Annotated in this window: 22 protein-coding genes; 13 read left to right on the forward strand and 9 right to left on the reverse strand. The window is 60.3% G+C overall.

The window, feature by feature from the left end; translation table 11 throughout:
- Positions 1-93 precede the first annotated feature (93 nt).
- The 3 genes from Q344_RS22710 (at position 94) to Q344_RS0100520 (ending at position 3,712) form a co-directional block, all read left to right on the forward strand.
- Positions 94-579, forward strand: a complete 486-nt coding sequence (locus Q344_RS22710; RefSeq protein WP_280513589.1) for a recombinase family protein — start codon at positions 94-96, stop codon at positions 577-579.
- A gap of 282 nt (positions 580-861) precedes the next feature.
- Positions 862-2,193: a UDP-glucose dehydrogenase family protein gene (locus Q344_RS0100515; protein ID WP_028284938.1), complete on the forward strand. Its 1,332-nt coding sequence runs from the start codon at positions 862-864 to the stop codon at positions 2,191-2,193.
- An 85-nt stretch (positions 2,194-2,278) separates the two neighbouring features.
- On the forward strand, positions 2,279-3,712 hold the full coding sequence (locus tag Q344_RS0100520) for a mannose-1-phosphate guanylyltransferase/mannose-6-phosphate isomerase (RefSeq protein WP_028284939.1): 1,434 nt from the start codon (positions 2,279-2,281) through the stop codon (positions 3,710-3,712).
- 95 nt (positions 3,713-3,807) lie between these two features.
- Here the strand turns inward: Q344_RS0100520 and Q344_RS25375 are convergent, their stop codons facing one another.
- From Q344_RS25375 to Q344_RS0100530, 3 genes are all read right to left on the reverse strand, one after another.
- Positions 3,808-4,125, reverse strand: coding sequence for an H-NS histone family protein (locus Q344_RS25375; RefSeq protein WP_084178240.1), 318 nt, complete (start codon positions 4,123-4,125; stop codon positions 3,808-3,810).
- A gap of 100 nt (positions 4,126-4,225) precedes the next feature.
- Positions 4,226-4,462, reverse strand: coding sequence for a hypothetical protein (locus Q344_RS0100525; protein ID WP_028284940.1), 237 nt, complete (start codon positions 4,460-4,462; stop codon positions 4,226-4,228).
- Positions 4,463-5,249: 787 nt separating this feature from the next.
- Complete coding sequence (locus Q344_RS0100530) at positions 5,250-6,437, reverse strand: HPP family protein (protein ID WP_051630171.1); 1,188 nt, start codon at positions 6,435-6,437, stop codon at positions 5,250-5,252.
- On the opposite strand from Q344_RS0100530, the gene Q344_RS22715 reads away from it, so the two are divergent.
- Both Q344_RS22715 and Q344_RS25940 read left to right on the forward strand, forming a co-directional pair.
- On the forward strand, positions 6,394-6,771 hold the full coding sequence (locus tag Q344_RS22715; RefSeq protein WP_211249898.1) for a nucleoside triphosphate pyrophosphohydrolase family protein: 378 nt from the start codon (positions 6,394-6,396) through the stop codon (positions 6,769-6,771). The two genes, Q344_RS0100530 and Q344_RS22715, sit on opposite strands and share 44 nt — an antisense overlap.
- 159 nt (positions 6,772-6,930) lie before the next feature.
- Complete coding sequence (locus Q344_RS25940) at positions 6,931-7,098, forward strand: hypothetical protein (RefSeq protein WP_156954592.1); 168 nt, start codon at positions 6,931-6,933, stop codon at positions 7,096-7,098.
- Positions 7,099-8,627: 1,529 nt separating this feature from the next.
- Here Q344_RS25940 and Q344_RS0100550 read toward each other — a convergent pair.
- The 6 genes from Q344_RS0100550 to Q344_RS0100570 all read right to left on the reverse strand — a co-directional run bounded on the left by Q344_RS0100550 (position 8,628) and on the right by Q344_RS0100570 (position 17,082).
- Positions 8,628-10,661 (reverse strand): ATP-binding protein, encoded by a 2,034-nt coding sequence (locus tag Q344_RS0100550; RefSeq protein ID WP_028284942.1) that lies wholly within the window; start codon positions 10,659-10,661, stop codon positions 8,628-8,630.
- Between the two features lie 566 nt (positions 10,662-11,227).
- Positions 11,228-11,572 (reverse strand): response regulator, encoded by a 345-nt coding sequence (locus tag Q344_RS0100555; protein WP_211249899.1) that lies wholly within the window; start codon positions 11,570-11,572, stop codon positions 11,228-11,230.
- Between the two features lie 14 nt (positions 11,573-11,586).
- Positions 11,587-13,464 carry a PAS domain-containing protein gene (locus Q344_RS0100560; RefSeq protein ID WP_028284944.1) on the reverse strand — a complete coding sequence of 626 codons (1,878 nt, stop codon included), beginning with the start codon at positions 13,462-13,464 and terminating at the stop codon, positions 11,587-11,589.
- A gap of 245 nt (positions 13,465-13,709) precedes the next feature.
- Positions 13,710-14,582: a class I SAM-dependent methyltransferase gene (locus Q344_RS25380; protein ID WP_084178242.1), complete on the reverse strand. Its 873-nt coding sequence runs from the start codon at positions 14,580-14,582 to the stop codon at positions 13,710-13,712.
- 4 nt (positions 14,583-14,586) lie between these two features.
- Positions 14,587-15,399: a ParB/RepB/Spo0J family partition protein gene (locus Q344_RS0100565; protein WP_051630173.1), complete on the reverse strand. Its 813-nt coding sequence runs from the start codon at positions 15,397-15,399 to the stop codon at positions 14,587-14,589.
- Between the two features lie 288 nt (positions 15,400-15,687).
- Positions 15,688-17,082: an AAA family ATPase gene (locus Q344_RS0100570; protein ID WP_028284946.1), complete on the reverse strand. Its 1,395-nt coding sequence runs from the start codon at positions 17,080-17,082 to the stop codon at positions 15,688-15,690.
- Positions 17,083-17,576: 494 nt separating this feature from the next.
- Between Q344_RS0100570 and Q344_RS0100575 the strand changes: the two genes are divergently transcribed.
- The 8 genes from Q344_RS0100575 to Q344_RS25390 all read left to right on the forward strand — a co-directional run.
- Complete coding sequence (locus Q344_RS0100575) at positions 17,577-18,620, forward strand: replication initiator protein A (protein WP_051630174.1); 1,044 nt, start codon at positions 17,577-17,579, stop codon at positions 18,618-18,620.
- Positions 18,621-18,699: 79 nt separating this feature from the next.
- Complete coding sequence (locus tag Q344_RS0100580; RefSeq protein ID WP_028284948.1) at positions 18,700-19,626, forward strand: glycosyltransferase family 2 protein; 927 nt, start codon at positions 18,700-18,702, stop codon at positions 19,624-19,626.
- Positions 19,626-20,483 (forward strand): class I SAM-dependent methyltransferase, encoded by an 858-nt coding sequence (locus Q344_RS24965; protein WP_084178243.1) that lies wholly within the window; start codon positions 19,626-19,628, stop codon positions 20,481-20,483. Before Q344_RS0100580 ends, Q344_RS24965 begins: the two co-directional genes overlap by 1 nt.
- 76 nt (positions 20,484-20,559) lie before the next feature.
- Positions 20,560-21,129, forward strand: a complete 570-nt coding sequence (gene rfbC / locus Q344_RS0100590) for a dTDP-4-dehydrorhamnose 3,5-epimerase (protein ID WP_028284949.1) — start codon at positions 20,560-20,562, stop codon at positions 21,127-21,129.
- Complete coding sequence (gene rfbB / locus Q344_RS0100595; protein ID WP_028284950.1) at positions 21,126-22,163, forward strand: dTDP-glucose 4,6-dehydratase; 1,038 nt, start codon at positions 21,126-21,128, stop codon at positions 22,161-22,163. Before rfbC ends, rfbB begins: the two co-directional genes overlap by 4 nt.
- Positions 22,160-23,008 (forward strand): dTDP-4-dehydrorhamnose reductase, encoded by an 849-nt coding sequence (gene rfbD / locus Q344_RS25385; protein WP_084178244.1) that lies wholly within the window; start codon positions 22,160-22,162, stop codon positions 23,006-23,008. Before rfbB ends, rfbD begins: the two co-directional genes overlap by 4 nt.
- On the forward strand, positions 23,005-23,895 hold the full coding sequence (gene rfbA / locus Q344_RS0100600) for a glucose-1-phosphate thymidylyltransferase RfbA (protein ID WP_028284951.1): 891 nt from the start codon (positions 23,005-23,007) through the stop codon (positions 23,893-23,895). Before rfbD ends, rfbA begins: the two co-directional genes overlap by 4 nt.
- 7 nt (positions 23,896-23,902) lie before the next feature.
- Positions 23,903-25,840: glycosyltransferase family 2 protein (locus Q344_RS25390; RefSeq protein WP_084178246.1), on the forward strand; the 1,938-nt coding region annotated here is incomplete at its 3' end.

The raw sequence follows: 25,840 nt of genomic DNA on the forward strand, positions 1-25,840 counted from the left end.
GTAGGTCTGCTCATGCATCCCAGCTACCACGCTGGATTCACGAGATGAATCCCTCACACGATTTGTGCAACAGAGCCGGAGGCCGGGTGCGAGATTGTCCGCGCCGAGACCGCCTCGGGTGCGTCTCGCGACAACCGCACCGAACTGGACACCGTCCTGGAGTTCTTGCGCTCCGGGGACGAGCTGGTCGTGCACCGGCTGGACCGGCTCGGCCGCTCAACCCGCGACGTTCTGAACCTCATCCATGAGCTGGATGGTAAGGGGGCCTCGCTCAGGGTTCTTGAGCCAGAGATCACGACCGCCGGCGATATGGGGCGGATGGTTATCACAGTGCTCGGTATGGTTGCCGACATGGAGCTGAAATTCATCCGTGACCGGCAACGCGCCGGGATCAAGGCCGCGAGGAGCCGTGGGGTCTATAAAGGGCGACAGAAGCGGGTGGATGACGCGGCAATCCGCAGCCTCGTCTCCCAGGGTATTTCCAAGGCTCAAGTTGCTCGTGACCTTGGCGTGTCCCGCATGACAGTTTATCGGGCGCTGGAATCCAACCACCGCGACACCGACAGCCTGCCCGAATGAACAGCCCCCGGAGTGACCTGACAGTAGGCATCGTCTGCAACGCCTGTCCTGTGCGCGGGAGTTCCGGTTGATAGGTCAGGACAAAGCGACTAACGATCCGAAAAGCACATCTATTTGCTCGCAAGGCTTGTTTGCACAAATGACGTCTTTTCATCTTGATGGGCTGTCCGGCCACGCCCCGCTGATCCCCTTGCTTCGCACCTCAAGGCCACGCCGCACCGGGTAGCCAGCCGACGCCAGCCCCGCCAACCTGCAACAGCCAGAGCAGAGAGATACATCCTTATGAAAATCGCCATGATCGGAACCGGCTATGTCGGCCTAGTGTCGGGCGTCTGCTTCTCGGACTTCGGTCACAACGTGATCTGCGTCGACAAGAACCCTGACAAGATCGCAATGCTTGAGGCCGGCCGTGTCCCGATCTACGAGCCTGGCCTCGACGCAGTGATGGCCCGTAACGTCACCGCCGGACGGCTGAGCTTCTCGGGCGACCTGGCGCAGGCGGTCGATGGGGCAGACGCGGTCTTCATCGCGGTAGGTACGCCTTCTCGGCGCGGCGACCACCATGCCGACCTATCGTATGTCATGGCTGCTGCCCAAGAGATCGCCGCCGCCGCCACCGGCTACATCGTCGTGGTCACCAAATCGACCGTACCCGTGAGCACCAACCGCAAGGTGCAAGCGGCCATCGCCGAAGCCAATCCCAACCTTGAATTCGATGTGGTCTCGAACCCGGAGTTCCTTCGCGAAGGCTCCGCCATCAACGACTTCATGATGCCCGATAGGGTAGTCGTCGGCGTTGAGACCGAGCGCGCCCGTAAGGTGATGGCCGAGATCTATCGCCCCCTTTACCTGCGTGACTTTCCGATCGTCACCACCGACCTCGAGAGTGCGGAGATGATCAAGTACGCAGCAAACGCCTTCCTCGCCACCAAGATCACCTTCATCAATGAAATTGCAGCGCTCTGTGAGAAGGTTGGCGCCGACGTGAAGCAGGTGGCCAAGGGGATCGGCATGGATGGACGGATCGGGAACAAGTTTCTGCACGCCGGCCCCGGCTACGGGGGGTCCTGTTTCCCCAAAGACACTCGTGCCCTGGCGCGCATCGGCCAAGAGCATGCGAGCCCCCTCCAGATCGTGGAGGCGGTTGTGAAGGTCAATGAGGAGGTGAAGCGGCGGATGATCGATAAGCTGCTCGATCTCTGCGACGGCAGCTTCAACGGCAAGACCGTGCTGGTGCTTGGAGTAACCTTCAAGCCCAACACCGATGACATGCGTGATGCTCCTGCGCTAACCATCATACCCGCAATGGTCGGCGGGGGAGCCAAGGTGCGCGTGATTGATCCGCAAGGCCGCCAAGAGGGCGAGGCTCTGCTGCCTGGCGTGGAATGGGTGAGCGATGTCTACACCGCGGCCGAGGGGGCTGACCTTTTGGTCACCTTGACCCAGTGGAACGAGTTCCGCGCGCTCGAACTCTCGCGCATTGCTAGCTCTATGGCAGTGCCGCGCATGGCAGATCTCCGCAACATCTACTCCGCGGAGGCCGCTGCCGAAGCTGGGTTCGTCGCCTACGATGGCATCGGACGTCCGAGGATTGCGGAAAGGGATGCTGTGTAGGGAGCTGCCGAGCTTCTGTCTCCTCCTTCTCTACAGTCAGGCCCTATAAGCAAAGGCAGATGCCCGTGCGCAGTAAGGTTACAAGATGACAATCGTTCCCGTTCTTCTTGCCGGTGGTGCCGGTACACGCCTCTGGCCACTCTCTCGAAAGAGCTTTCCCAAGCAGTTTTCGCCACTGATTTCGGATGAGAGCCTGTTCCAAGCTTCTACCCGACGAGTGGCGGGGCCTAGCTTCGCACCCCCCTTGGTAGTTACCGGCGCAGATTTCCGCTTCATAGTAACTGAGCAGATTGCCGAGGAGGGGCTACCATCTGGCGATGTTCTGATCGAACCTTCACCGCGCAGCACCGCTCCGGCGGTGCTGGCAGCGGCACTTTGGCTGACCCGCAACGACCCCGATGCACTGATGCTGGTGGCGCCCTCTGATCACGCGATCCCCGATACAGCTGCCTTTATCGCCTGCGTCGAGGCAGGACGATCCGCGGCCGAGGCCGGCGAACTGGTCACCTTTGGCATCAAGCCGACGCGGGCGGAGACAGGCTACGGGTACATCGAAGTTTCTGGGCAGACAGACTGCCTCGGCCCGGCTCCAGTAAAGCGCTTCATCGAGAAACCTGATGCCGCCAGCGCTGCGAAGATGCTGGCGGCTGGAACCTTCCTCTGGAACGCTGGGATCTTCCTGTTCTCTGCCAGGGCGATCATCTCCGCCTTTGAACAGCACGCCCCTGCAATGATTGCCCCGGTACGCGCTTCAGTCGAGGGCGCAAAGGCCGACCTCGACTTTCACAGGCTAGATGCTTCGGCTTGGAGCGATTTGCCTGACATCTCGATCGACCACGCCATCATGGAGAAGGCTGACAACATTACTACCGTCCCCTTCACTGCAACCTGGTCAGACCTCGGCGACTGGGACGCGGTGGCCCGCGAAATGACTCAGGATGATGGCGGCAACGCACTAAAAGGCAACGTTACCGCAATCGACTGTCAGGGTAGCCTGCTGAGATCGGAAGACACGGGTCTCGAGGTCGTGGGCTTAGGCCTCGAAAACGCACTTGTCGTCGCGACCCGGGACGCAGTGTTGGTTGCCGATCGCTCGCGGGCACAAGACGTCAAAGATGCCGTGGCCGCGCTGCGTGCTCGTGAAGCGCCCCAAGCCGAATCCTTCCCCTGGGACGCTCGTCCCTGGGGCCGATTTGAAACCTTGGCGCTCGGCCCTCGCTTCCAGGTCAAGCGGATCGTGGTGAAGCCCGGAGGCATTCTGAGCCTCCAGAGCCACCACCATCGATCAGAACATTGGATCGTTGTCGAAGGCACCGCCCGGGTGACCATTAGCGACGAAGTGAAGCTGATATCTGAGAACCAGTCAGTCTACGTGCCTCTCGGCGCTGTGCATCGGTTAGAGAACCCGGGCAAGGTGCCCATGGTCCTAATTGAAGTGCAAACCGGCGCATATCTCGGGGAGGACGACATCCTTCGATACGAGGATGTCTATGCCCGTAACCAAGGTGCGAAAGGCTGACCTCCACCCAAACACCTGGCCTCGCCACCATGTCGGTTCCTGACCGTGATCACACAGACACTCGAAACACCGTGGTGATTACAGGATGCTCGGCGTCACTTTCTAATCTGCAGGTCATCCAGGGATTTTCCAGCTTCAAGGTGCTCCTTGATCCAAGCCGGCTGGCGCCCGCGGCCGGACCAAGTCATTGTGGGGTTCTCCGGATGAGCATACTTCGGCGGGTTCGCCTTCTTGATAGGTTTTTTTCCGGTCAGTTCTTCTAGAGTAAAACCGAGAGCGGCTGCCTCAGCCTCTAGCTTGGCCCGGGCTTCTTTACGGCTGCGTTCATCGTACTCTTTCAGCTCTTTTGCGACATCCTTCTGAAGCTGTAGGAGTTCGTTCTTATCCAGTCCGCGCAGATTGATTTCCGTCATCACTTATTCCTTGGGTGTCAGGGAGGATTCATGAACCAGCGGTATCGCATGTAATCTGATTGGATACCACGGATTAAGTGCGCAGCTATATCCTTCTCGATCAAAGCACCTTCATGACAAGGTCAAACCTTCCCGGCCGACTGGTGTCCAGGAAGCAATCTTTGTAACTGCGCCCCAATGCAGCCACGATAGCTTTCAGTTTCGTACTCTGCGTGTCGTAGGCATCGACCACTTCGCTGTTGCCGGAGGAGCCAGACGCGATGCTCGTCATTCTGACGACCTTTCCGGCAATCGTCGTCTTGAACTCAGCCGCAGCCACATCGAAAGCCTTCAACATCTGGTCCCTTGCCTCAGGCCGATAGACCAAGTCGCTTATCCAAACCTCACCTCCGCGAGAGGCTTTTTCGAAGCGAAGAAATACTCGGTCATCTCCCATGACCGAGAACTGAAGGGAAAAATCGTCCTCCCGAAATCGAACCTCTGGATCGAAAGTGGAGATTTGCCACGGAAAAGCGGAGAACAAAGCTACCTCGAGAAGATGCTGGCGATGGTCGCCTTTTTGAGATGGAGACAGCGCGCAGCATAAGCAGAGCGCTCAGGCTCGTCATCACTCCACACTCATCTTGTGCGCGACTAAGCTGGCTGTCCAGTTCGTCGCCCGGTCAAGAGCACGGGGCTCGTCCACCATTCCGACCGCGGGTCGCAATACCCGAGCATCGCCTGCCGTCCAACTTCGCCAGCAGCTTTAGGGTTTAGGCTTCAACTTTTGGAAAGGGGGTTTCCGAACCCCTCAGCCGCGGCGTGAACGACAAGAAACTGGGCCGTAGGGGTTTTTCAACTCCTAAACCCTGACCAGCGCCCAAGACCCCCCAACGACCCTAGGACTTCCTAGGTCCTAACTGTCGGGCCAGCCAAGCAGGTGAAAGATCGTCGAAGCAGCTTGCCTTTCTTCCTGCGCCCATCAAGCTACTTCCTGTCCAGTGGGGTCATCTCACCCGTGATGGCTCCCCGGTACACATGACTTCCACCTATCCCCATCTCAAACGGTGGGGATTTTTTTGCGAGGAGGTCGCGACCTGGGGTGGTTGGCGTTGCGGACCTTTTGGCCATCGCCTGCGAGGCAGTCAGCCGGTCCCGGCGCGAGCAGCGCTTCGCGCCAACGCGGCAATGAGATCAGTTCGCGTCACTATTCCGACGATCCTTGCGTATTCCAGCACAGGAACAGCATCCGTATCCCCCTCGGACATCATCGGCAACAATGCGGCAATGGGGGTATTGGTGCTGGCACGAGGACCGGCAACGCTCATGACGTCGGCTGCAGTTATCGGCCTTTCCCGGTTCCCATCCAGAAGGCGTCGGAACGCGGCAGCAAAGCCACGATCAAGGCGCAGCGCGTCCTCGCGGGCTTGGCTGATGAGGTGTATCTGGAAGATCACGCCAAGAAAAGACTGATCCGCGCCGACGACCGGGAGCGCCGTGAAGCGATGTCGCCGGAACAGATCCGCGATCTCGCCCAGCGGGGTTTCAGGGGCGACTGTGACAAGGCCGCGGGACATGATGTCCTCCGCAGTCAAAGGTCCCGAGGATTGCGTCGCAGCCTGCAACTCGGCAGCTCCGATCAGCCGGGCCAAGTCTTCGACACCGAGGTTGAACGACTGGCGATAGCGCTCAAGAATCCCTGTCAGCGCCTCTTCTGAGAGCCCCAGACGCTCCATCGGATTGCGATCATTCGTCCCGTGATTGCTCGGATCATCAAACTGCCGGAACGGGTAGTGGCGTCCTGTGAGCCGCGCATAGAGGGTTGCAAGCAGAACCAGCGACACCGTTCCGACCCCGATCGGCGTCAGGGCAAACCAGAAACCAAGATGCGCGATGGCGTCCGGCGACATGGCCGCGGTCATCGCGACAGCTCCTGCGGGCGGATGGACCGCGCGGCACAGGATGGTTGCCGTGATGGCGAGCCCGACGGCAAGCGCGATGCGTAAGGCGGGGTCCGTCACCAGAAGGCACACCGCCACCCCGACAAGAGCAGCGACTGTATTGCCGACGATCGCCGACCAGGGCTGCGCTAGAGGGCTGTTTGGAACTGCGAACAGCAGGACCGAGGAAGCGCCAAAAGGCGCGACCAGATAGAGGCCAAGGTCCAGATCGACGATGGGGGACAACAGGAACAGGCCGGTCAGCCCCAATCCTATCAGGGCGCCAAGCCCCGCCCGCAGTGCCTCCGCAGCTGAAACGCGGGCAACCGCTGGACCAAGTGATTTCAGGATGTTCAATGGGACGCCTCTGCGGGGTTTCGCCGAAATTTTCATCACACTTGGGAAAGATCAACCCGAGGCCAACCGCAAATGGTGGCTCGACATCCACACCGGCGAGCCGATCGAGCGCAACAAGGGCGAGCTGATCTGCCTGATGCACTCGGAGCTCTCGGAGGCGATGGAGGGTGAGCGGAAGGGCCTCATGGACGACAAGCTCCCGCACCGCCGCATGGCCGAAGTCGAGCTCGCCGACACCCTGATCCGCATCTTCGACTACGCCGGCGCCTACGGCTACGACCTGCAAGGCGCCTACCGCGAGAAGATGGCCTATAACGCCCTAGCTCCTAACTCCCCTGAGCAGCAGTTGGCGGACGCATTCGGAAGTTAACTCCTGCCTTCAACTCCCAGCCTTTAGGAGTTGAACTTCTCAGCAACGCTCGCTGGCCCTCCGTTCTCGAGAAGGGAACTCCGCGTCCTCAGATGCCGGGCTCATCTCTTACCGGCCTCGAGACCCAGACAAACCTCCAGTATCTAGAGAGATCCCCTGATGCTCTTCATCACAGCCTGCCTGCTCACATTCTCGATCGCGATGCTCTTCCTGGCCGATCTCCTCTCGATGGCAGCGATCATCACCCACTTCTTCGGAGTGTTCACGCTGGTCTTCGGGATGGTGTTCATCGTGCTGATCGTGCTGGACAAGCGAGACCGACTCTAGCACCTCTGAGTGCCGGGGGCAGGGCTTGGGCAAGCATACCAGGAGATTACGTGTAAGGATTCTTATGTGCATTTTGTGCCAATGCCTTCCTTGCGGAGCTCGCATCCGTCCGCGGATCAGGGTATAGGTTTCGTATACAGCGCGATGCCCTACGAAGATGGAAAAAAGTTCAGGCCCGAACGGATCCGGCGACATCAACAAGCCGACCAAAATGGGGCATCTCCTGTCACTCGGGAACCAGCGGAATACCTATCGAGCCCTAGATGGCCCTCAGGAGCCCGAGAAACGGCCTCTGAGTGGGCATGTTCTCTCTTTTGGTAGTTGGGATGCCTAGCCACGAGATGGCCCTCAGAGACGCCCTCTGGGGGCGTGGCGAAGACGCCCTTCTCCAAAGGCGCCGGGAACCGCGTCAGGCGACCTCCGCGGCATCGCCCCTGGTTCCCGCGGTAGCAATGCAGAGCCAGAGGGAGCCAGCAGAACCCCAAGCCTCGCGCGTGCAGTAGAGACGACCGCACCTTCCTTCTGGGATCTCTCACCTCAGAACCTCAGCTCCAAACTAGGGGCCGAGGATCCCTGCGTAGCGTAGCGTAGCAGGGATCCGAAGAGTCCCTAGTTTGGAGCTAAAGGTGCATGAAACAGTTAGAAGGAGTTGACGGGTTCTTAGAGACTAAGTAGGTTATAATAGGTATGTAGATGAACAAGCCTTTAACCACTGTTGCCGACGTTGTCGGCAACAGTGGGGTGCGCGTCGGGGTACCTAGAGATTCAGGCGCTTGAGGTGCTCTCGTATCCTCGCCCCTCCCCATCACCGCAACATCATCGTCGCCACGTGGCAGCCCTTGGTTCGCAGGCTTCGCGAAACAAGCCTTCGGGCCGAGCTGATACACCTCCACGCCCTGTAGCTCTTCTCGGCTGGCTCAAGTGGCTAGGGTTTAGGTTTACTGAAGTGTAGTGTCCCGATCGCGCGTGGAGAAAAGGCTCTCACACTCCTTCTCTGGTTCAGCATCTTCGATGTCACCCGCCTGGTTCAAGAGGGTGAACGAGGATCTTAGCTACCCATTCCATGCTGTCTGGCTCCCCGCAAAAGACCAGGGCTTGAGCCAAGTCGAGAGCGAGAGGATGATCTTGCCTGGCTCTCTCCTGTGATCACCGCAGCGGCGATGCGCTCGGGCTCCGCCCGCTTTCGCCGCTGCTCACATCACTCCATGAGGAAGCAGCGACATTCCAACCCTCGCCCGTGACGGCCTGCTGGCTTGCAGCTGAAAACTAGTGACCCTGTTGCAAAGACAATTGATCTCCGCGTGGAACCCATCCAGAGTAGTCAAACTGCAACGCTGCGGCATCTCAAAAGCGTTGCAGTGCCCTGGCTCACCGAGCCACAAACTTTGAGCCAGGGCAGTCCCTAGGTTAAGATCAGAGCATGCGCATCGTCATCTAGCGGGTGGCGTAGACCCACACGGCAGCAAAAGCAGCTGGTGGCAGAAGCAGTATTGCGGCCCGGAAAAAACAACACCTGCCCCCCTAGAATGTCAGGCTGCCATCGCTGTTACGGCTTTCCCCTGCGGCAGTGTGAAGAAGAAGCGGCTCCCTTTGTTCGGGATGCTGGTCGCCCACAGTCGACCACCGTGAGCCGAGACGATTTCGTTGGCAATGGCCAACCCCAGACCGAAGCCTCCGTAGGAACGGGTCGAAGAGTTATCGACCTGATGGAAGCGCTCGAAGATACGCTCAATATGCTCGGCCGGGATCCCGCATCCCGTATCCTCCACGACGAAGACGGCAGCGTCTTCGATGAGGCGCACGCCCACCATGATCGAGCCGGAGTCGGTGAACTTGATGGCGTTTCCAATCAGGTTGTAGAGCACTTGCTGAAGTCGCTTGGGGTCCGCATGGATCACTTGCCCCTCGCAGTCTGCCGACAGGGCCAACCCCTTCCCTTCGGCTTGGGAACGCAAGTCGTCGAGCACCTGGTTCACCACGTTTTCGGCTGACACATCGCGGGGCTCCAAGTGGAGCCTTCCTCTCTCCACTTCCGCCCAGTCGAGAAGGTCGTTCACCATTGTCAGCATGTGTTGCGCGGACCCCGCAATCCTGTGGCCATACTGTGCCACCGCGGCGTCCAGAGCCAGACCAGCCTCGCGCACTCTCGAGAACCTGGGAGCAGGCTCCGCCAAGCTCGCGCGGAACTGGCCTCTTTGAGGAAGCAACGTGTCTGTCGCCAGCAGCTGAGCGAAGCCGTTGATCACGGTGAGCGGCGTGCGAAGTTCATGCGTCACGTTGCTCAGGAACTCGGTTTTTTCGCGGTTGGCAGCTTCCGCTGCCAGCTGTGCGTCCTTCTGCTCGGTGATATCGGAGACCACGGTTACCGAGAACCCATCTGCCGTGCGCCTCTCGGACACTTTGACCCAGGTCCCATCCGGCTCCCTCACCACGAATTCCTGGCCACAACTATGGCGGTGGAGCCGTTCCCCGATCCAGTCCTCTTCCGATTGGCTCTGGTCTTCAGGAGCTCGAAACGGCGCCGTCAGGCGGATCAGGGTAGCATATCTCATGCCCGGCCGCATCTCGGCTTTGGTCAAGCCAAAAGGAGCCGCGAACCTATCGTTGCAAATCACGAGTCTGTCGTCCTCGTCGTAGAGCACGAAGCCCGCGTTCAACGCGTCGACAGCATTCGTCAGCAACTTGAGCGCCCTCTCACGTTGCTTGGAAAGTCTCTGAATCCACGCGGACATGGCCGTCATGATCACCGTCAACACCAGCAGGGCAGCCACAATGGGAAGCAGATTTGGCGAGGTGCTGGGCCATCCGTTCGAGGGTGCTGCTGCGACCTCCCATCTCTTGTTGAGAAATTCGGCCCCCTGAAGAACTGGATCCTTCGCGTAGACCTCCGGGTTCCCCAATATGCGACCATCACCGGAAAGGGATTTGAACGCGATCTCCAGTGGGCCGATGGCGCCATGCTGATTGTCAGATGCGAGAGGGTGCACCAGCTTGTCTTCGGGGATCGCGATGGAGACCACACCCCACAGATCGCCCCTTGCCCCCTCGTTTCCGGGGACGAACACCGGATGCCGGAGGATGTAGCTGCGTCCCCCTTGGACAAGCTCTGTCGGCGCGCTCAAGGTGGTAGAGCCTGTGCGAATGGCTTCCGACACCGAAGCAAACTGACCCGGGGTCTCTCTGTAGTCCAGACCGAGCGCCTTCTCGTTCCCCTGACGCGGCGCAACATGCGTGATCTTCAAATCAGGTGCGATGGAGACGGTGACTATATCTGGGTAATATTGGAGGATCTCGTCGGCCGTCCTTTCCAACATCTCCGGAGAGACATCACCGGAGATGCCTGCCACTATTCCCAATCGGTCAGCGAACAATTCTAGAAAGAAGAGCTTGTCTTCCAGTCCGTGCGCGACCTCATTGGCATCTGCAGCCACGTGATCGCGGACCTTGTCCAGGTGTCGCAAACTGTCTTGGCGGATGATGACGACACTCAGTATACCCAGCACGGTGAAAGCAGCAGCGGCGGTGATACGCTTGGCTCGGAGAAATTCGGCGGTCCGTTCCACAGATGTACTCCTTCTTACCGCTCACAAGAACTCACATGACACGCGTGGGTTGAGGTCAGTGCCACCAATTCGGGGCAGCAATGTGGCATCCCCCGTTCGTACACATCCCGAGTGACCTGCCCCCCCTCGCCTCCCAAAACCCACTGGCGCTCTTGCAAGCGTAGCTGGCCACCTGCCCCCGGCGCAGCAGGTTCCCTCCGTTTCAGCTGAAAGCGAGGTATATTCGCAACGCGGCATCTATGAGGAGCATGGCCGCATTGTCATTCCAGTGTCTCGACGACAACCTCCGGCGGCCCGCGCTGACGTGCTGCCACATGTCGGCCGGCCGCGGACGCCGCCTTTTTCCCCACAGAGGCGTCCAGAGAAGCGCCGTCGCTACACCTGTCCCACGACGAGGCGACGGCGCTTCCACCTACCGGGGCTGTTGATTCAACGAAGGTTATTCCTGGACCGGTGAGGCCATCAAGATGGTCGCCATGCCAGCGAAGGCGGCCAGAACATACATGCCGATCGAGGAGAAGACGTGGATCCAGTCCTCCAGTTCCGAGCCGTATTGGTGCCGGGCGTTATTGCGGCGCGACCACCCGCAGCGCCGAGCTGAGCTCCGAAGTCCGGACAGGCTTGGCCAGAACAACGCGATCCGAGAAGCGGTCCGGAAGTGCATCTCTGCGATAGCCCGTCAGGAAAAAGAAGGGGATACCCCTCTCAGCCAAGGCGTCCGCGACCGGTGCACTGGTCTCCTCCCTGAGGTTGAAATCCAAGACTGCCAAATCGACTGTATGATCTGCGATCAGGCCCAATGCCGCAGCCGCCGACATACCCGGGCCCACAATCCGATGACCCAAGTCTTCCAGCAGGTCAGCCAGATCGTACGCGAGGAGAACTTCGTCTTCCACAATCAGTATGTTCAACAAGTGACCTCGATTCACCTGCTCCCGCCCAAGCAGGTTTCGGGAAGCAAAATCTTTACGTGAAGCCCTTTGCTCCGGAAGTCTTTTTCAACCACCGCGCCAAGCTGTATGGCCAACACCCGTTCGAGCACCTTGGTTCCAAAGCCGCTATGTGCTGGAGCTGGCACGTTAACGAGACCACTCTCGAGCCAGTCAACCGACACGCCCCCTGACACGTCACCTCTCAGGATAACCTTGAGTTTTCCAGAGGCGCGACTTAGCGCTCCATATTTGGCGGCGTTCGTCGCCAGCTCATGAACTGCAAGTGCCAGGGGCTGGACTGCTTCTACGGCGACGAAGACATCCCCCCCCTCTACGGAGATGTTTCCCACGTCGTAGGGTGCGAGTTCAGCCTCGAAGAGCTGACGAAGAGACATCCCTCTCCAATCAGCCTCAGCGATAAGTTCATGAGCAACGGAGAGCGACTGGATCCGCCCCTCGAAGGCCGTGCGGAATGCCTCCACGTCATTCGCTGTTCGCGACGCCATGCGGGCGATCGTCAGCACCAGCGAGAACACGTTCTTGACGCGATGATCCAGCTCCCGGGCCAGCAGCTTGAGGGTGTCCTCGCGTTGCTTCCACTCGGTCATATCGAGGTTCAGTCCGACATAGCTGGTCAACCGGCCTTCGCTGTCGATGACAGGGCGTGCAATGGCGAGAATGTCATAGGTACGGCCATCGCCTCCTAAGACCCGGTGTTCTCGCTTCCAGTCCTGTCTAGCCGCCACACAGGCCTTCCAGGCGGCCTCGATTTCCTCGGCTTCTTCAGGCAGCAAGCGCGAGACCCAGCCGAAGTCACGGGCTTCATCGAACGTCATTCCAATCAGCTCTAGGAAGGATCCGCTCACATAAGTCAGCTTACCTGCCGCATCGCAGGTCCAGATGCCATATGGGATTGAATCCGCAATAGCCTGATAGTGCTGGGTGCGCTCAAGGATCTCTCGTTGGCGCTCCTTCTGATCGCTGATGTCCACGACGACGGCATAGAAACCGTCGACCTTGCCCTCCCCTCTCCAGCGAGGAGCGTAGGTCACAAGCACATCGCGCTCCCTCTCACCCTGCAGCGGCAAGCGCGTCTCGAAGCGTGTAACTTCACCCCTGAGCGCCCGCTCGACGTAGGGTACTACCGTTTCATACACCTTGGCGCCGATGACATCACGAACCCGCTTGCCAATAAGCCGGCTTGGCTCACCAAAGACGCGGTAGGCGTCGTTCACGAACTCATAACGCTCCTGTCGATTCACCACGGCAAACAGAATGGGCATGGCATCCGCAAGGGAACGGAGGGCCTGCCGCTCCGTCTCTGCCTTTGCCCGGTCGGCCGCGTTCTTGACGAACAGCCAAAGGATATTGGCGATCGAGCGCACAAAATCGATATCATATCTGTCGTAAGAGCAGCGGCCCAATTCGGATTCATGCACGCCGAGCACGCCCCAAGGATTGGAAACCGGGCCAATGATGACGCTCGCACCGCATCGAATACCATGGTCGCTGAGAAGCTTGGGGGGAGCGAAGCGCGTCTCCGTGTCGAAGTCCTGAACAACCACAGTCTCGGCGGTTTGAAGTGAAAACCCTGCCTGGGAACCACTATCCTTCGGCACCTTTACGCGGCCGACGAGACCGGGCCTCCAGCCGCGGCCGGCCACCATCGTGAGATACTCGCCCCCGGGGCTTAACTCGAGCAGCTTCACATAGCGGAGGTTGAGACAACGCGTGAGGTCGTCCAGAGCCTGCTCGCACAGTTCTTCAAAGGTGCAGTCACCGAGTGCTCTCTGTCCCAGTTCCGCGATAGCATGTTGCTGCAACTCACGCGACGATGCAGGGGCGTCCAAGTCGTCAGAAGTTTTGGTCATTGGGATGTTTTCAGGTCCTGCAAAGGTTTCAACTCTTCACTCTTTTCCCGCAAAGACCGATGACCAGGCGAACGTCAAAGCGGGGCCGAACAACGGCAGGCAGCGAACCTACGCTACCGTAGCCCGCTGCCCCGGAACAAGATACATCCAAAAACTGATACATTTCCGCAGTCGTGGATGGGGCCCACCTGACGCTAACGTAGGTAACAGTTTTGCCGCCGCCTCCCGTGTCTTCAACCAGCCGATCAGCGCTGCGCGCAAGAGAAGGATCCGCTTCCACAGCTTTGATCAGTGTCAGCAGCTATGAGTTTTCTGAAAATTATCACGTCTTGATAGTCCGGCAGGTTTCGCGTTCCGGCCCAACTTCCCGGAAGAACCATCTCCACGACAGCTCCGTGCTCTGCTGCTAGCGCTTCCCAGAAGTTCCGAGAATAGCCGACAGCGAGATCAGGCTCCTCGAGCCGCTCGAGCCGTGCTGCTCCTATGACGTGGGTCAGGCTGTAGTCCGAGCCTGGCGCAGCGCGCTCTGGCAGGAAGGTGGTGAAATATGCTCGACCACCGGGGGCGAGACAGCGCATCGCTTCAGCAAAGTAGCGACGGCACTGCGCTTCAGGCAGATGAGTGAAGACCGATATTGCGACAGCCAGATCAAAGTTTTCGTCCGCGTAGGGAAAGGTGAAATCTTCCGGACGGATCCGTCCGAAAGGGTTGTAGAAGCTGTTGCGGATATCAGCGTGTTCAAAGTGAAAGCGCGGATCGTCGATCGCCTTGCGACACCAAAGGATACCATAGCGGACCACATCAAAGCCGGCATAGAGTCCGACATTCCGGGTCCGTTTCACTCCGCAGGCCAGGCGACCGATGCCGCAACCGATATCGAGCCATCGAGTCCTGTCGTCCAAGGGCACTTCCCTCGCGATGGCCTTGGCCAGATTGGTGCCTTGCTGCACGAAATCTCCATCCGCCGCGTAGTTCAGCACGACGGGTGGAGCCCCATCCTTGCCATCCAGCCATGTGGTGTGTTTCAGCACGATTGCTGTAGCGGGCGCGACAACGACGTACTTCAGAAGTCGGGCGTACTTGGCCGCCAGGCGGCGCGAACGCGGAGCCGCGGTCATGAGTTCATCTCGCTGTCCTATCCCGTTGCTTGAGCCAAGTGATCAGCGCTGCGCGCAGCTCGGCGTCGACCCTCTTACCCCGCAACGTGAGAGTGCCGTCGGAGCCGGTCGCGAGATCCACTCCCTCGGCAATCCTCTCGCGAGTAGGGGCCACTACCGCCCTGCCCTGCTTCGGCCCTTGCATGACGGCAGAGATCGTCGCTTGTTCACTCTCGGCATTGTCAGGGGTCGCGGCCTTGAGCGCCTCCGCAATGCGGCCGGCCAGAGACGGATCCGCCTCCAGAGCCTTGGCGAGCGCCAAGCCCAAACGTTCCCCAAGCGCTTCCGGAAAATGTAGCGTGCCATCGAGGGCATCGACCACCGTCAAGAAGGAACGGATCTTGGACCGCTTCGCCCTGCTGGCTGAGCGGAAAAGTTCACGAAGCGCGGTGCCAGCATCCGGGTAGACGCCCTGCCCTACAGTGCGCCCCGCTATACGGGCGCGCTCGTAGTAGGAGAGACCCACTCGGATCTCGTTCTCTTCGACCATCGCGAGATAGGCTTCGGACGCCTCACCCGGGCGTCGTACCAGGGCCAGAACAGTGCCAAAACGAGCGTCGCCAGTCTCCGCTGCTAGCCCCTTCAGCGCGTTGAGGCGCCTCCAGCCCGAAATCAACCCAAAGCGTCCGCCGCCCAGGTCGGCAACCTCTACTGGCGTCTGCTGACCGCGCAGTCGCAAGCTTTCGGTCAGCGTTCTCATCTCCTCCGGGTCCGCAGTGATACGATCCCGCATAAGGTAGTCGAGTTGCACCGCCTCGAGCGGCAACTCCATCACCATGCGCCCATCTTCGCGGGCCCGTCGCAGGGCGTCTGCCAGTTCTTCCGCCGCTGCAGCTGAGGCGCTGTCCCCCGCCACACCCGCGATTGGAGGCCGTGGCCGATGCGCTGGCATGCTCATGGGGAAGGCTGGCTTGCCTTCTTGCGTAGCTGCCACACCCCCCATCATTGGGTCCGGGGAAAGCCTCTTACGCTTGGCCATGTTCCATCCTCCTCAAAACCGTCGCCTTCTGCGTTCGGCTTAGTAAGCCCCCTGCCCGTCCACTCGCCATGTTTCGCGCGCGAAACATCACGCCTCCTCCGCAGTCAGCGCGGCTAGCTCGTCTCGCCGCCATGCGCCAATCACCAGCGACTTCACAGCTGCCCAGGTGGCATCGAATGTCTCCCGGCCACGCGCATAGGTCTCGCGGTTGAAGTCGCGATAATCGGCCTCGTAGATCCCCTGCACCTGCTCTCCTGCTTGACCAATCAGTGCCGTGAAGCCTTGGCGGTGTGGAGAAAGGGTAGTGCCCAAATAGGCCTGCATCAGAGCCGCGAGTTCGGCTTGCTGCGTGCCATCGTAACGAGTGAGCACGGCACGAACGGCGTCCCACTTGAAGTATATTGCCTCGCGCCCGAGTGCGCGTGCAGCAAGGTTCTCGCCTTCTTCAATCGAATTGAAGGTCGTGTGCAGCATGTCAAAGAAACGCCCCGTCGAGTCGAACTCGAGGAACGACGCGCCAAGTGGCACCAGCAGGATATCTGCAGCGGCCAATCCGTTGATGGTCAGGTAGCCGAGGGCGGGAGGTGTATCGAGGATAACGAGATCGTAGGAATCGAGGATTCCGTCTGAGGCCAAAGTGTCACTTAGCGTCTCCCAGAGCTTCCAACCTCGGCTCTGCATACGCCAGACCGGCACCTGAAATTCTGCCCAGTAGAGGTTCAACTGGGCGCCGATCAGATCGATGTTGGGCCAATGGGTCGCTTGGACGAGATCGGGCGCACGGATCTCCATCGCCTCCGCCAAAGTGTCATCGAAGGGCAGGGGGGGATCCCCTCGATCAAGCCGGCGCTGGTTCTCAATACGCAGGTGACTGCCGTAGTGGCGGGCGAAGAGGGGGAAGATGGTTTGCCACTCGTCGTCGACCTTACCCCCGAAGATCGAGGTCATGGAGCCTTGGCTATCCAGATCGATGACTAGAACCCGGTAGCCATCGAGCGCTGCAGACATTGCCAAGTGCGCTGCGGTCGAAGTCTTGCCAACGCCACCCTTGAAGTTCGCGACAGCCATGATTTTCGCGGGCAACCCTTCAGGCCGGTAGGGCCGGTAGTTCTTTGTCTTGGAGCCCTCAGCAGCGAAATGGGCCCGCAACCGCAGTACTTCATCGAGGGTGAACCATTTCGCGCCCCCTTCGGTCTCAGAGCGGCCTTGAGGCAGTGCAGGGTTCTGCTTCAGAACCCGTCTGAAATGGCCTTGGGCCACCGGGATCAGATAGCGCGTGATCTCCCAAGTGGAGAACAGCCGAAGTGACCGGCGTCCATTTTCCTGAAGTCCCCGGCCGGCTAGGTCATCGCGCCCTTCCGCGCATGCTGCGGCAATGGACGCGAAGCCGTTGGTTTCCATTGGAGCTCCCAAAGCGCGAGCAGCCTGATCTGGATCGATGCGGAAATAAGGAGGAAGCTCGTCGCTTCTATCAGCTTTCATGGCCTGCCCTTGCTTAAGCCCCACGCTCTATGTGCGTTGTTTTTGATAGGATACTACAAAAGACGCTACACGAAAGAAGTTTGAAAACAAAGAGCCAAACCGCTCAGCTTTTCTTCGCAGATTCGCGTCTTGGGCGATGCTGATAGGGGCGCGAGAAGCGCTTCTGAATGCTCGATGGGCCAAATCTCTTAGTTAGTAAGATGTTAGTATAAGTTACGGTCTCTGAGAGCTTCTAAGTGCGCACGAATAGTCCACTAAATACAGTGATATATGGTTCTCCGGCCAGGTCAGAGGTGACTCTGATCCCACGATGGCCCGACTCTGATCCCACGGAATGAGCGACTCTGATCCCCCGAAAGCTGCTGGTCTCTCGCTGGACGGGTGCTGTGGACAAGACTAGGGTGTCACTGAAACCCCGAAACGGGGGACAGCCCGGCGAACCGGCCGGATGCAACAGCAGCAGGCTACCCTCGGGTGCGAAAGAACGGGACAAGATGCAGGGGCGGGACGGGGCTTCGGAAGTGACCAACCCGGGTGCGCGCGGGTTGCTGCCTGATCGCCATCCGACGGCGGACTTCTTCGTGTGTGACATCTTCGATGCCGCGCCGAAGGATGACCTGGGCACGATGGAGCATCCAATCTTTTCCCTCTCCACGCGGCCTGACCGGCGGATTCTGAGCTACGTTCACAATGGTACCAGCGTTGAGGTAACCCCTTCCGTTCGGGGGCGGGCGACGATCCATGACAAGGACATCCTGATCTACTGTATCAGCCAGTTGATGGCTGCGGTGAACGCTGGGCGTGCAGTGAGCCGCACGCTCCAACTCAAGGCGCATGACCTGTTGGTGGCGACCAACCGTGATACTAGTGGGGATGGCTACACTCGACTGCGCGAAGCATTCGAGCGATTGGCCGGGACACGGATCACAACCAACATGGAGACTGGCGGCATCGAGGCCACCCGCGGCTTTGGCCTGATCGAAGCTTGGGAGATCGTTCGCCGGTCGCGCGGTGGCCGGATGATCAGCGTCACCGTGACGCTCAGCGAATGGCTGTACCGCGCAGTCTTGGCTAAGTCGGTACTTACCCTTTCGCGGGACTACTTCCGCCTGCGCAAGCCGCTTGAGCGGCGCGTGTACGAGTTGGCGCGTAAACACTGCGGCCGGCAGCCGGAATGGCGCATCTCGCTCGCCACGTTGCACAAGAAGACCGGATCCACCTCCCCGATCCGGGTGTTTCGCGCCGCGTTACGTCGGATGATCGAAGACGACAACCTGCCCGACTACCGGCTGACCGAAGAGCCGGGCGACGTTATCCGGGTGACCCGACTGCGTCCCGAAGTTGCGCCGGGCAGTCGACCCGCTGTTTCAGCCGAAGCGCTGGATCGGCTACGCGAATTGGCTCCGGGGCACGATGTGCACGCGCTTGAGGCAGAATGGCTGGGCTTTTGGGAAAGTTCCGGTCAGCCCCGACTTACGGCGCCTGACCGCGCTTTCTTGGCGTGGGCCGAGGGTCGGCTCCAACGCGAAACATCCTAAGGGCAGGGCGGTGGTTGCCCGCCATGCGGGGATCAGGCAAGACATCTGGCAGGATTGGATGACGGCAAGGAGCCTCCCCATGGCCTCGCGCCACGTTCGTATTCTGCTTGGCACCTACAACGGCGCCCGTTGGCTGAGCGCACAGCTCCAGTCCTTCTACACCCAAACCCACACCGATTGGTCACTCTGGGTCAGTGACGACGGATCCACCGACGGCACCCGAGAAATCCTTGAAGATTTTGCCGAAGCCAACCCTGGCCGGGTCGAACGGATCCTCGAGGGGCCGAGACAGGGGAGTGCTGCAAATTTCCTGTCGCTGCTGTGCCATCCGGAGTTACCGGTCGAGGGCCTTACGGCACTGTCCGACCAGGATGATGTTTGGCTGCCTGATAAGCTAGCTCGAGCCGCGAGAGCACTCGACGGAGCGGCCGAGGCACCCCCTCAAGGATGGGCGGCACGGTTCTTCATAACAGATGAGACGATAGGCCGACGGCGGGTCTCGAAAGGGTGGCCCCGCGGACCCTCCTTCGGGAATGCGCTCGTGCAAAACATCATGTCTGGTCACACGACGACGTTGAATCCTGCTGCGCTGTCATTGATCCGTCAGGCCGGGCGTCAGCCAGTGCCGCATCACGATTGGTGGATTTACCAGCTTCTGGCCGGGGCAGGGGCGGAAATTCATCTCGACCCAGAACCGCTGCTGCTTTACCGCCAGCATGCTGACAACCATTACGGGGCCCGCTGGGGCCTGCGCGCTTTCGTCGCCCGTTACGTCCTGATGCGCGACCGAAAGGCTCAGGGATGGGTCGCCTCGAACGTGGCGGCTTTGGAGGCGTGTGCGCCGCTATTGACCCAGGAGGCCCGCACCTGCCTTGCAGGCTACCGCGCGTTGGATGGCGTCCGCGGCGGCGCCCGGGTCGCCGCCTTTCGCCAGCTGGGGCTGACCCGGCAGAGCAGGCTGGGGACGCGGATGCTGCACTTCGCGGCGCAGCTGGGGCATATCTGATGCCACTTGCCGTCTCCGCCGCGGCGCGGCAAGGTCGGGCGATGAATAACTCCCCCGCATCAGATCCGCAGTTCCGCGCTCATTACATCGCTAGCCCGGCCCAGATCCGGGACGCGATCACCGCCCATGCGGGGAGAGATCCCCAAGTCATCGTTGATTTCGGCTGTGGTCGCGGCATCAAGACGCTGGCGTTGGCCAATGCCTATCCCGGCGCCGAAGTGGTGGGTCTCGACATCACCCGCGCCTTCCAGCACGCTCGAGATTTCGCGAATGCACATCTCGAGGGCGTATGGCCCGCGAACCTGCGCTACGAGCAGATCGAGCCCGGCGATCGACTGGCCGAGCGGCTGCAGGCCGACGTGATCTTCAGCTGGTCGGTGCTGGAACATGTGGACCGCGAAATCCTGCCTGAGGTGGTCGCCGACATGGGAGCCGCGCTGACGCCCGGCGGACTCGTCATCAGCCAGATCGCACCGCTCTACTATTCGCCCTTTGGTTCACACCTGCGGGCCTTCCTTGATGAACCTTGGGCGCATCTCATGTTGCCGCATCACCATCTGCGCGCGCGGGTGCTGGCGGCGGGCGAGGGCAAGCCAGAGGGGCCGGGCAGTGCGGAATGGATGTTCGCGCGCTACGAGGAGCTGAACCGGATCACCGCACCCGAACTCTTCGGCTATTTCCGCGCCGCGGGTCTGAGTTCGCTGCAGGAGGACATGCGCAAGGTTGCTCTGGAGCCGCCGGAACCTTTACGGCTCTCCCACGACCCGCTCGCGCTGCGGGTCTACGAGCTGTTCTCGGTTCATGCCGCCCCCGCGCCGAGCCGCAGGGGCGGACTGCTGGGACGACTGCGCCGCTAGCCAAAGCCGGGATCGCCGCAACAACGACAAGACTCTAGGGCTCGGATACAAGGGCTGTGAACGAGAGGACTGAGATTTGGAATTGGAAAAGACAACGCTCGATGGGGTGGTAATTCTCACGCCTCGAGCCTTCGCCGACGATCGAGGATTGTTCTGGGAAAGCTGGAACCTCCGTCAATTCAAGGCGCTTGGCATCAGCACAACCTTCGTGCAGGACAACCAGTCCGTTTCGCACCTGCCGGGCACCGTGCGCGGGCTGCACTATCAGGCGCCCCCCCATGCCCAAGCCAAGCTGGTGCGTGTTCTGGCGGGTGAGATTCTTGATGTCGCGGTAGATTTTCGTAAGGGCTCACCAACTTTCGGGCACTGGGCCGGGGCAGTGCTTTCGGCCGAGAACCGGTGTCAGCTTTTGATCCCTGCCGGCTTCCTGCACGGCTTCGTAACCCGTGCGCCGGACACGGCGGTGGCTTACAAGTGCTCCGACTTCTACGCACGCGAAGCGGAGGGGTCGGTGCGCTTTGACGATCCCGACCTCGGCATCGACTGGGGGATCGATCCCAAGACGGCGGTGCTCTCGGACAAGGATGCCGCGGCACCGCTCCTGCGCGAAACAGAGACGCCTTTTGCTTGGGAGGCGCCAGAATGACCCTGCTCGTCACCGGCGGTGCCGGGTTCATTGGATCTGCAGTGGTCAGGTTGGCAGTGTCGCAGGGGCGGCGGGTGGTAAACCTCGATGCGCTCACCTATGCCGCCTGCCTCGAGAACCTTGTTGAAGTGGCCGAGAGCCCCCTCTACACTTTCGAGAACAGCGATATCCGCGATCCGGAGGCACTTGCCCGGATATTCGAACGCCATCGACCAACGGCAGTGATGCATCTCGCGGCCGAAAGTCATGTCGACCGCTCGATCGACGGCCCTGGAATCTTTGTCGAGACGAACGTGACCGGCACCTACAACCTGCTGCAGTCCGCCCGCGCCCACTGGGAGCGTTTGGGCCGACCAGCAGAGTTCCGCTTTCACCACGTCTCGACCGATGAGGTCTTCGGTTCCCTGGGGACCACGGGGAAGTTCACCGAAGAGACACCCTATGCACCCAATTCGCCTTATTCAGCGTCGAAAGCTGCCTCGGATCATTTGGTCCGAGCTTGGCACGAGACCTACGGCTTGCCGGTGGTGATGAGCAATTGCTCCAACAACTACGGACCCTATCATTTCCCCGAAAAGTTAATCCCGGTGGTGATTTTGAATGCGCTGGCAGGCCGGGAGATCCCGGTCTATGGCAGTGGCGAGAACGTACGAGACTGGCTCTATGTCGAAGACCATGCTGAGGCCTTGCTGACGGTGCTGGAGCGGGGCAGGGCGGGACGGTCTTACAACATCGGAGGTGAGAACGAAGCGACCAACCTTGAACTGGTGCATAAGCTGTGCGCCATCCTCGACCGGCTGAAGCCATGGAGCCGGCCCTATTCCACTCTTATCCAGCATGTGTCTGACCGTCCCGGTCACGATCTGCGCTACGCGATCGATCCGACACGGATTCGAGAGGAGCTGGGCTGGCGCCCCTCGGTCACGCTGGACGAAGGGTTGGAGCGCACCGTGCGCTGGTATCTTGAGAACGAAGATTGGTGGCGAGCACTGCAGGAGCGTGACGGGGTAGGGCGGAGGCTTGGAACTGCATGAAGCTCCTGGTTTTCGGATATAGTGGGCAGGTCGCTACAGAACTGAGGCGGCAAGGTGGGCCGGGGTTGATCGCGCTGGACCGCACCGTGGCAGACCTGACCGATCCCCTGACCTGTGAAGCCGCCATCGCGGGCTGTGATGCCCAGGCTGTTATCAATGCCGCGGCCTTCACTGCTGTCGATCAGGCCGAGACGGAGGAGGCGCTGGCGTTAAAGATTAATGGAGAGGCCCCAGGGGCTATGGCTCGCGCCTGTGCCGCCCGCGGATTACCCTTTCTGCACGTTTCCACCGATTATGTCTTTCCTGGAAGTGGCTCCGCCCCTTGGAGCCCGGAGGAGCCGGTGGCACCTCCGAATGCCTACGGGCGCTCGAAACTTGCTGGGGAGGAAGCGGTAAGAGCAGCGGGCGGTCCTCATGTTATTATGCGCACGTCCTGGGTCTTTTCCGCACATGGGTCAAACTTCGTGAAGACCATGCTGCGCCTCGCGGATAGCCGGGATAGCCTCTCGGTGGTTGATGACCAGATTGGCGGCCCAACTCCCGCGGCAGATATTGCCGCAGCGCTGTTGGTCATGGCCCGAGCCATGGCGGCAGGGCAGACCGGTGGGACCTATCACTTTGCCGGTCATCCAGCTGTCAGTTGGGCATGTTTCGCGCGCGAAACATTTGCTCAGGCCAAGCGGAAGGTAACGGTCACAGGCGTTCCGACGTCAGCCTATCCCACACCGGCAACACGACCACTGAACTCCCGACTCGACTGCGCTAAGATTGAACGGGATTTCGGTATCACCGCACCAGATTGGAAGAGCGGCCTTTCCGCCGTACTGAGGGAACTGAACACATGACGGCACGCAAGGGGATCATTCTGGCCGGAGGCTCGGGCACAAGGCTCTACCCGATCACGATGGGCGTGTCGAAGCAGCTCCTGCCGGTCTACGACAAGCCGATGATCTACTACCCGCTATCGGTACTGATGTTGGCGGGCATTCGGGAGATCGCAATCATCACCACGCCGCAGGACCAGGACCAATTTCGTCGTCTGCTCAATGACGGCTCGCAATGGGGCTTGGACTTCACCTGGATCGAGCAACCGAACCCGGACGGGCTGGCCCAAGCGTACCTGCTGGCCGAGGATTTCCTGGCCGGGGCGGCTTCCGCCATGGTGCTGGGGGACAACATCTTCTTCGGCCACAGCTTGCCGAAAATGCTGCGAGAGGCTGGCGAGGTTGCCGATCGGGCCACGGTCTTTGGTTACCACGTTTCGGATCCGGAGCGGTACGGGGTGGCGAGCTTCGATGAGAACGACAAAGTGCGAGCCATCATCGAGAAACCCGAGGTACCGCCCTCGAACTACGCGGTAACCGGGCTCTATTTTCTTGATGGCACGGCGCCTGAACGGGCTGCCCGGCTCACTCCCTCCGACCGCGGCGAACTTGAAATCACCTCGTTGCTGGAGAGTTATCTCGCAGAGGGGCGCCTCGACATTCGACGGATGGGGCGGGGTTATGCTTGGCTCGACACCGGCACTCATACCAGCCTGCTCGATGCCGCAAACTTCGTTCGCACGCTGCAGACCCGGCAGGGCCTCCAGACAGGCTCCCCTGATGAGATCGCCTATGCCCAAGGCTGGATCGATGCTGCCCGCCTCGCGGAGACCGCGCATCGCTTCGGCAAGAATGATTACGGTCGGCAACTGATGTCGTTGCTGCGCCATAATGATGGACCGGCTTGACCACTGAATGCTTAACCATCTTCGCCATCTCTACCTTCGCTACGCAGAACGTCATCGCGTGATCACTACTGGCCCGCACGCGCTGCATACCCCTGATGGGCTACTTCTCGGCTACGCGGACAGGATTGAGTTGCGTCGCAACAGGGTCGAGATCACCGGCTGGACAGTGGCTGATGTGGTGGAGGCGGAGAACCACGGGATCAAGGTCTCTCTGGTTCCGGATATGGTCCGGAGCGACGTCACGCAGAAGCTCGGTCTCGAAAGGGCGGCTGGGTTCTTCTTTCGGTTGCCGGGGCCCACTCGCTTCGGGTCCTCAATCGCTCTGGAACTCCATGTAGAGGGACAGCGGTATTCGCTTTCCTTGCCACTGCCCGGCTGGCTCCCAAGGCTGAAGGCTGATTTGAAGCTGATGGCACGATTTCTGCGTGATGTGCTGCCGGTCCTTCCGGTTGGTATCCAAGCGCTCTTCACGCAAGACCCTTGGGCACGGGGACAAGTACGTGACGCCTTGGGTCTCGGTATCGTCCACGAAGTGGTCGCACTTTCTCCGGGGCTGATATCGTCCGAAGGCCCGCCAAAATCCGCTCCAAGCGAGCAGCGGATCACGATCATCCTGCCGGTCTACAACGCCTATGACCTGCTGCCCGAGGTACTTGGGAGAGTGGTGCAGAACACCGACCTGCGCTACCGTCTGTTGCTGATTGAGGACGCCTCGTCGGATCCGCGCGTCCGCCCTTGGCTTTGCCAGGAGGTTTCGGCGCTGCGGGAAGCCGGCGCTGAGGTGATACTCCTGGAAAATGACGAGAATCTGGGCTTCATCCGCAGTGTGAACAAGGGTTTTGCATTGGCTCGAGAGCATCCCGAGGATCCAGTCGTTCTGCTGAACTCCGATGCCTTTGTTCCTGCCGCGTGGGCCTCGAGACTCGTGGCTCCGATACTTGGTGATCCGCAGGTCGCCACCGTGACGCCGATGTCGAATGATGCCGAAATCTATTCGGTTCCATCGATCTGCCGGCGCACTGTGCTGGAGCCGGGGCAGGGGGATGCGATTGATGCGGCAGCTCGTCAGCTGCCCGCCGCGCTGTCGCCAGCAGAGGCACCGACGGGCGTTGGTTTCTGCATGGCTGTAAATCCAGCTTTTCTGGAAAAAATCCCTGACTTCGACACGGCTTTCGGGCGCGGGTATGGAGAAGAGGTGGATTGGTGCCGTCGCGCTGCCGCTCTCGGGGGACGTCATCTCGGGTTGCCAGGTCTTTTCGTCGAGCATCGGGGCGGTGAAAGCTTCGGCTCAGAGGAAAAGCTTCGATTGGTCCAACGAAACAACGCGGTGATCGAGCGCCGCTATCCAGGTTATGACCGTGCAGTGCAGAACTTCATCAGCGAGGATCCGCTGCTGACGCCGCGGTTGGCCTTGGCCTTGGCTTGGGCCAACAGCTTGTCGGACGTCGAGGAGGTGCCGGTCTTTGTCGTCCATTCGATGGGGGGCGGAGTAGAATTATACCTGCAAGACCGGCTCAAGGATCTGCCCGTGGCAGTGGTTCTCCGCCTGGGCGGGTCCTTGCGCTACCGGCTCGAACTCGTAGTGCACGGGCAAGAGGCGATAGCGGGGGCAACCGCAGAGCGGGAAGTTCTTCTCGATCTGGTCCATCGACTGCATCGCCGGCGTGTGGTGTATGCTTGTGCCGTCGGGGATCCCGAGCCGGTCTCGGTCCCTGATTTGTTGATCGACTTGGCCCGGGATCGGCCGCTCAATGTCGAATTCCACGATTTCCTACCGATCTCCCCCAGCTACACGCTGCTCGACTCCGACGGGGTCTTTCGCGGCCCGCCCCTTCCACCGCAGGACGACAAAGCTCATGCTGCACGGCAACCCGATGGCACTCCGCTTCCATTGAAATCTTGGCAGGAGTCATGGGGCAGAGCGGTGAAGGCGGCTGCCGAAGTT

Source organism: Pseudooceanicola nanhaiensis DSM 18065, assembly GCF_000688295.1.
GTDB classification, from domain to species: domain Bacteria; phylum Pseudomonadota; class Alphaproteobacteria; order Rhodobacterales; family Rhodobacteraceae; genus Pseudooceanicola; species Pseudooceanicola nanhaiensis.

Excerpts from the sequence above, each read along its gene's own strand:
- Q344_RS0100515 (WP_028284938.1), top strand. The coding sequence starts at position 862 with ATGAAAATCGCCATGATCGGAACCGGCTATGTCGGCCTAGTGTCGGGC.
- Q344_RS0100520 (WP_028284939.1), top strand. The coding sequence starts at position 2,279 with ATGACAATCGTTCCCGTTCTTCTTGCCGGTGGTGCCGGTACACGCCTC.
- Q344_RS25375 (WP_084178240.1), bottom strand. The coding sequence starts at position 4,125 with ATGACGGAAATCAATCTGCGCGGACTGGATAAGAACGAACTCCTACAG.
- Q344_RS0100525 (WP_028284940.1), bottom strand. The coding sequence starts at position 4,462 with ATGTTGAAGGCTTTCGATGTGGCTGCGGCTGAGTTCAAGACGACGATT.
- Q344_RS22715 (WP_211249898.1), top strand. The coding sequence starts at position 6,394 with ATGTTCAATGGGACGCCTCTGCGGGGTTTCGCCGAAATTTTCATCACA.
- Q344_RS0100530 (WP_051630171.1), bottom strand. The coding sequence starts at position 6,437 with ATGAAAATTTCGGCGAAACCCCGCAGAGGCGTCCCATTGAACATCCTG.
- Q344_RS25940 (WP_156954592.1), top strand. The coding sequence starts at position 6,931 with ATGCTCTTCATCACAGCCTGCCTGCTCACATTCTCGATCGCGATGCTC.
- Q344_RS0100560 (WP_028284944.1), bottom strand. The coding sequence starts at position 13,464 with ATGACCAAAACTTCTGACGACTTGGACGCCCCTGCATCGTCGCGTGAG.
- Q344_RS25380 (WP_084178242.1), bottom strand. The coding sequence starts at position 14,582 with ATGACCGCGGCTCCGCGTTCGCGCCGCCTGGCGGCCAAGTACGCCCGA.
- Q344_RS0100565 (WP_051630173.1), bottom strand. The coding sequence starts at position 15,399 with ATGGTGATGGAGTTGCCGCTCGAGGCGGTGCAACTCGACTACCTTATG.
- Q344_RS0100570 (WP_028284946.1), bottom strand. The coding sequence starts at position 17,082 with ATGAAAGCTGATAGAAGCGACGAGCTTCCTCCTTATTTCCGCATCGAT.
- Q344_RS0100575 (WP_051630174.1), top strand. The coding sequence starts at position 17,577 with ATGCAGGGGCGGGACGGGGCTTCGGAAGTGACCAACCCGGGTGCGCGC.
- Q344_RS0100580 (WP_028284948.1), top strand. The coding sequence starts at position 18,700 with ATGGCCTCGCGCCACGTTCGTATTCTGCTTGGCACCTACAACGGCGCC.
- Q344_RS24965 (WP_084178243.1), top strand. The coding sequence starts at position 19,626 with ATGCCACTTGCCGTCTCCGCCGCGGCGCGGCAAGGTCGGGCGATGAAT.
- rfbB (WP_028284950.1), top strand. The coding sequence starts at position 21,126 with ATGACCCTGCTCGTCACCGGCGGTGCCGGGTTCATTGGATCTGCAGTG.
- rfbD (WP_084178244.1), top strand. The coding sequence starts at position 22,160 with ATGAAGCTCCTGGTTTTCGGATATAGTGGGCAGGTCGCTACAGAACTG.
- rfbA (WP_028284951.1), top strand. The coding sequence starts at position 23,005 with ATGACGGCACGCAAGGGGATCATTCTGGCCGGAGGCTCGGGCACAAGG.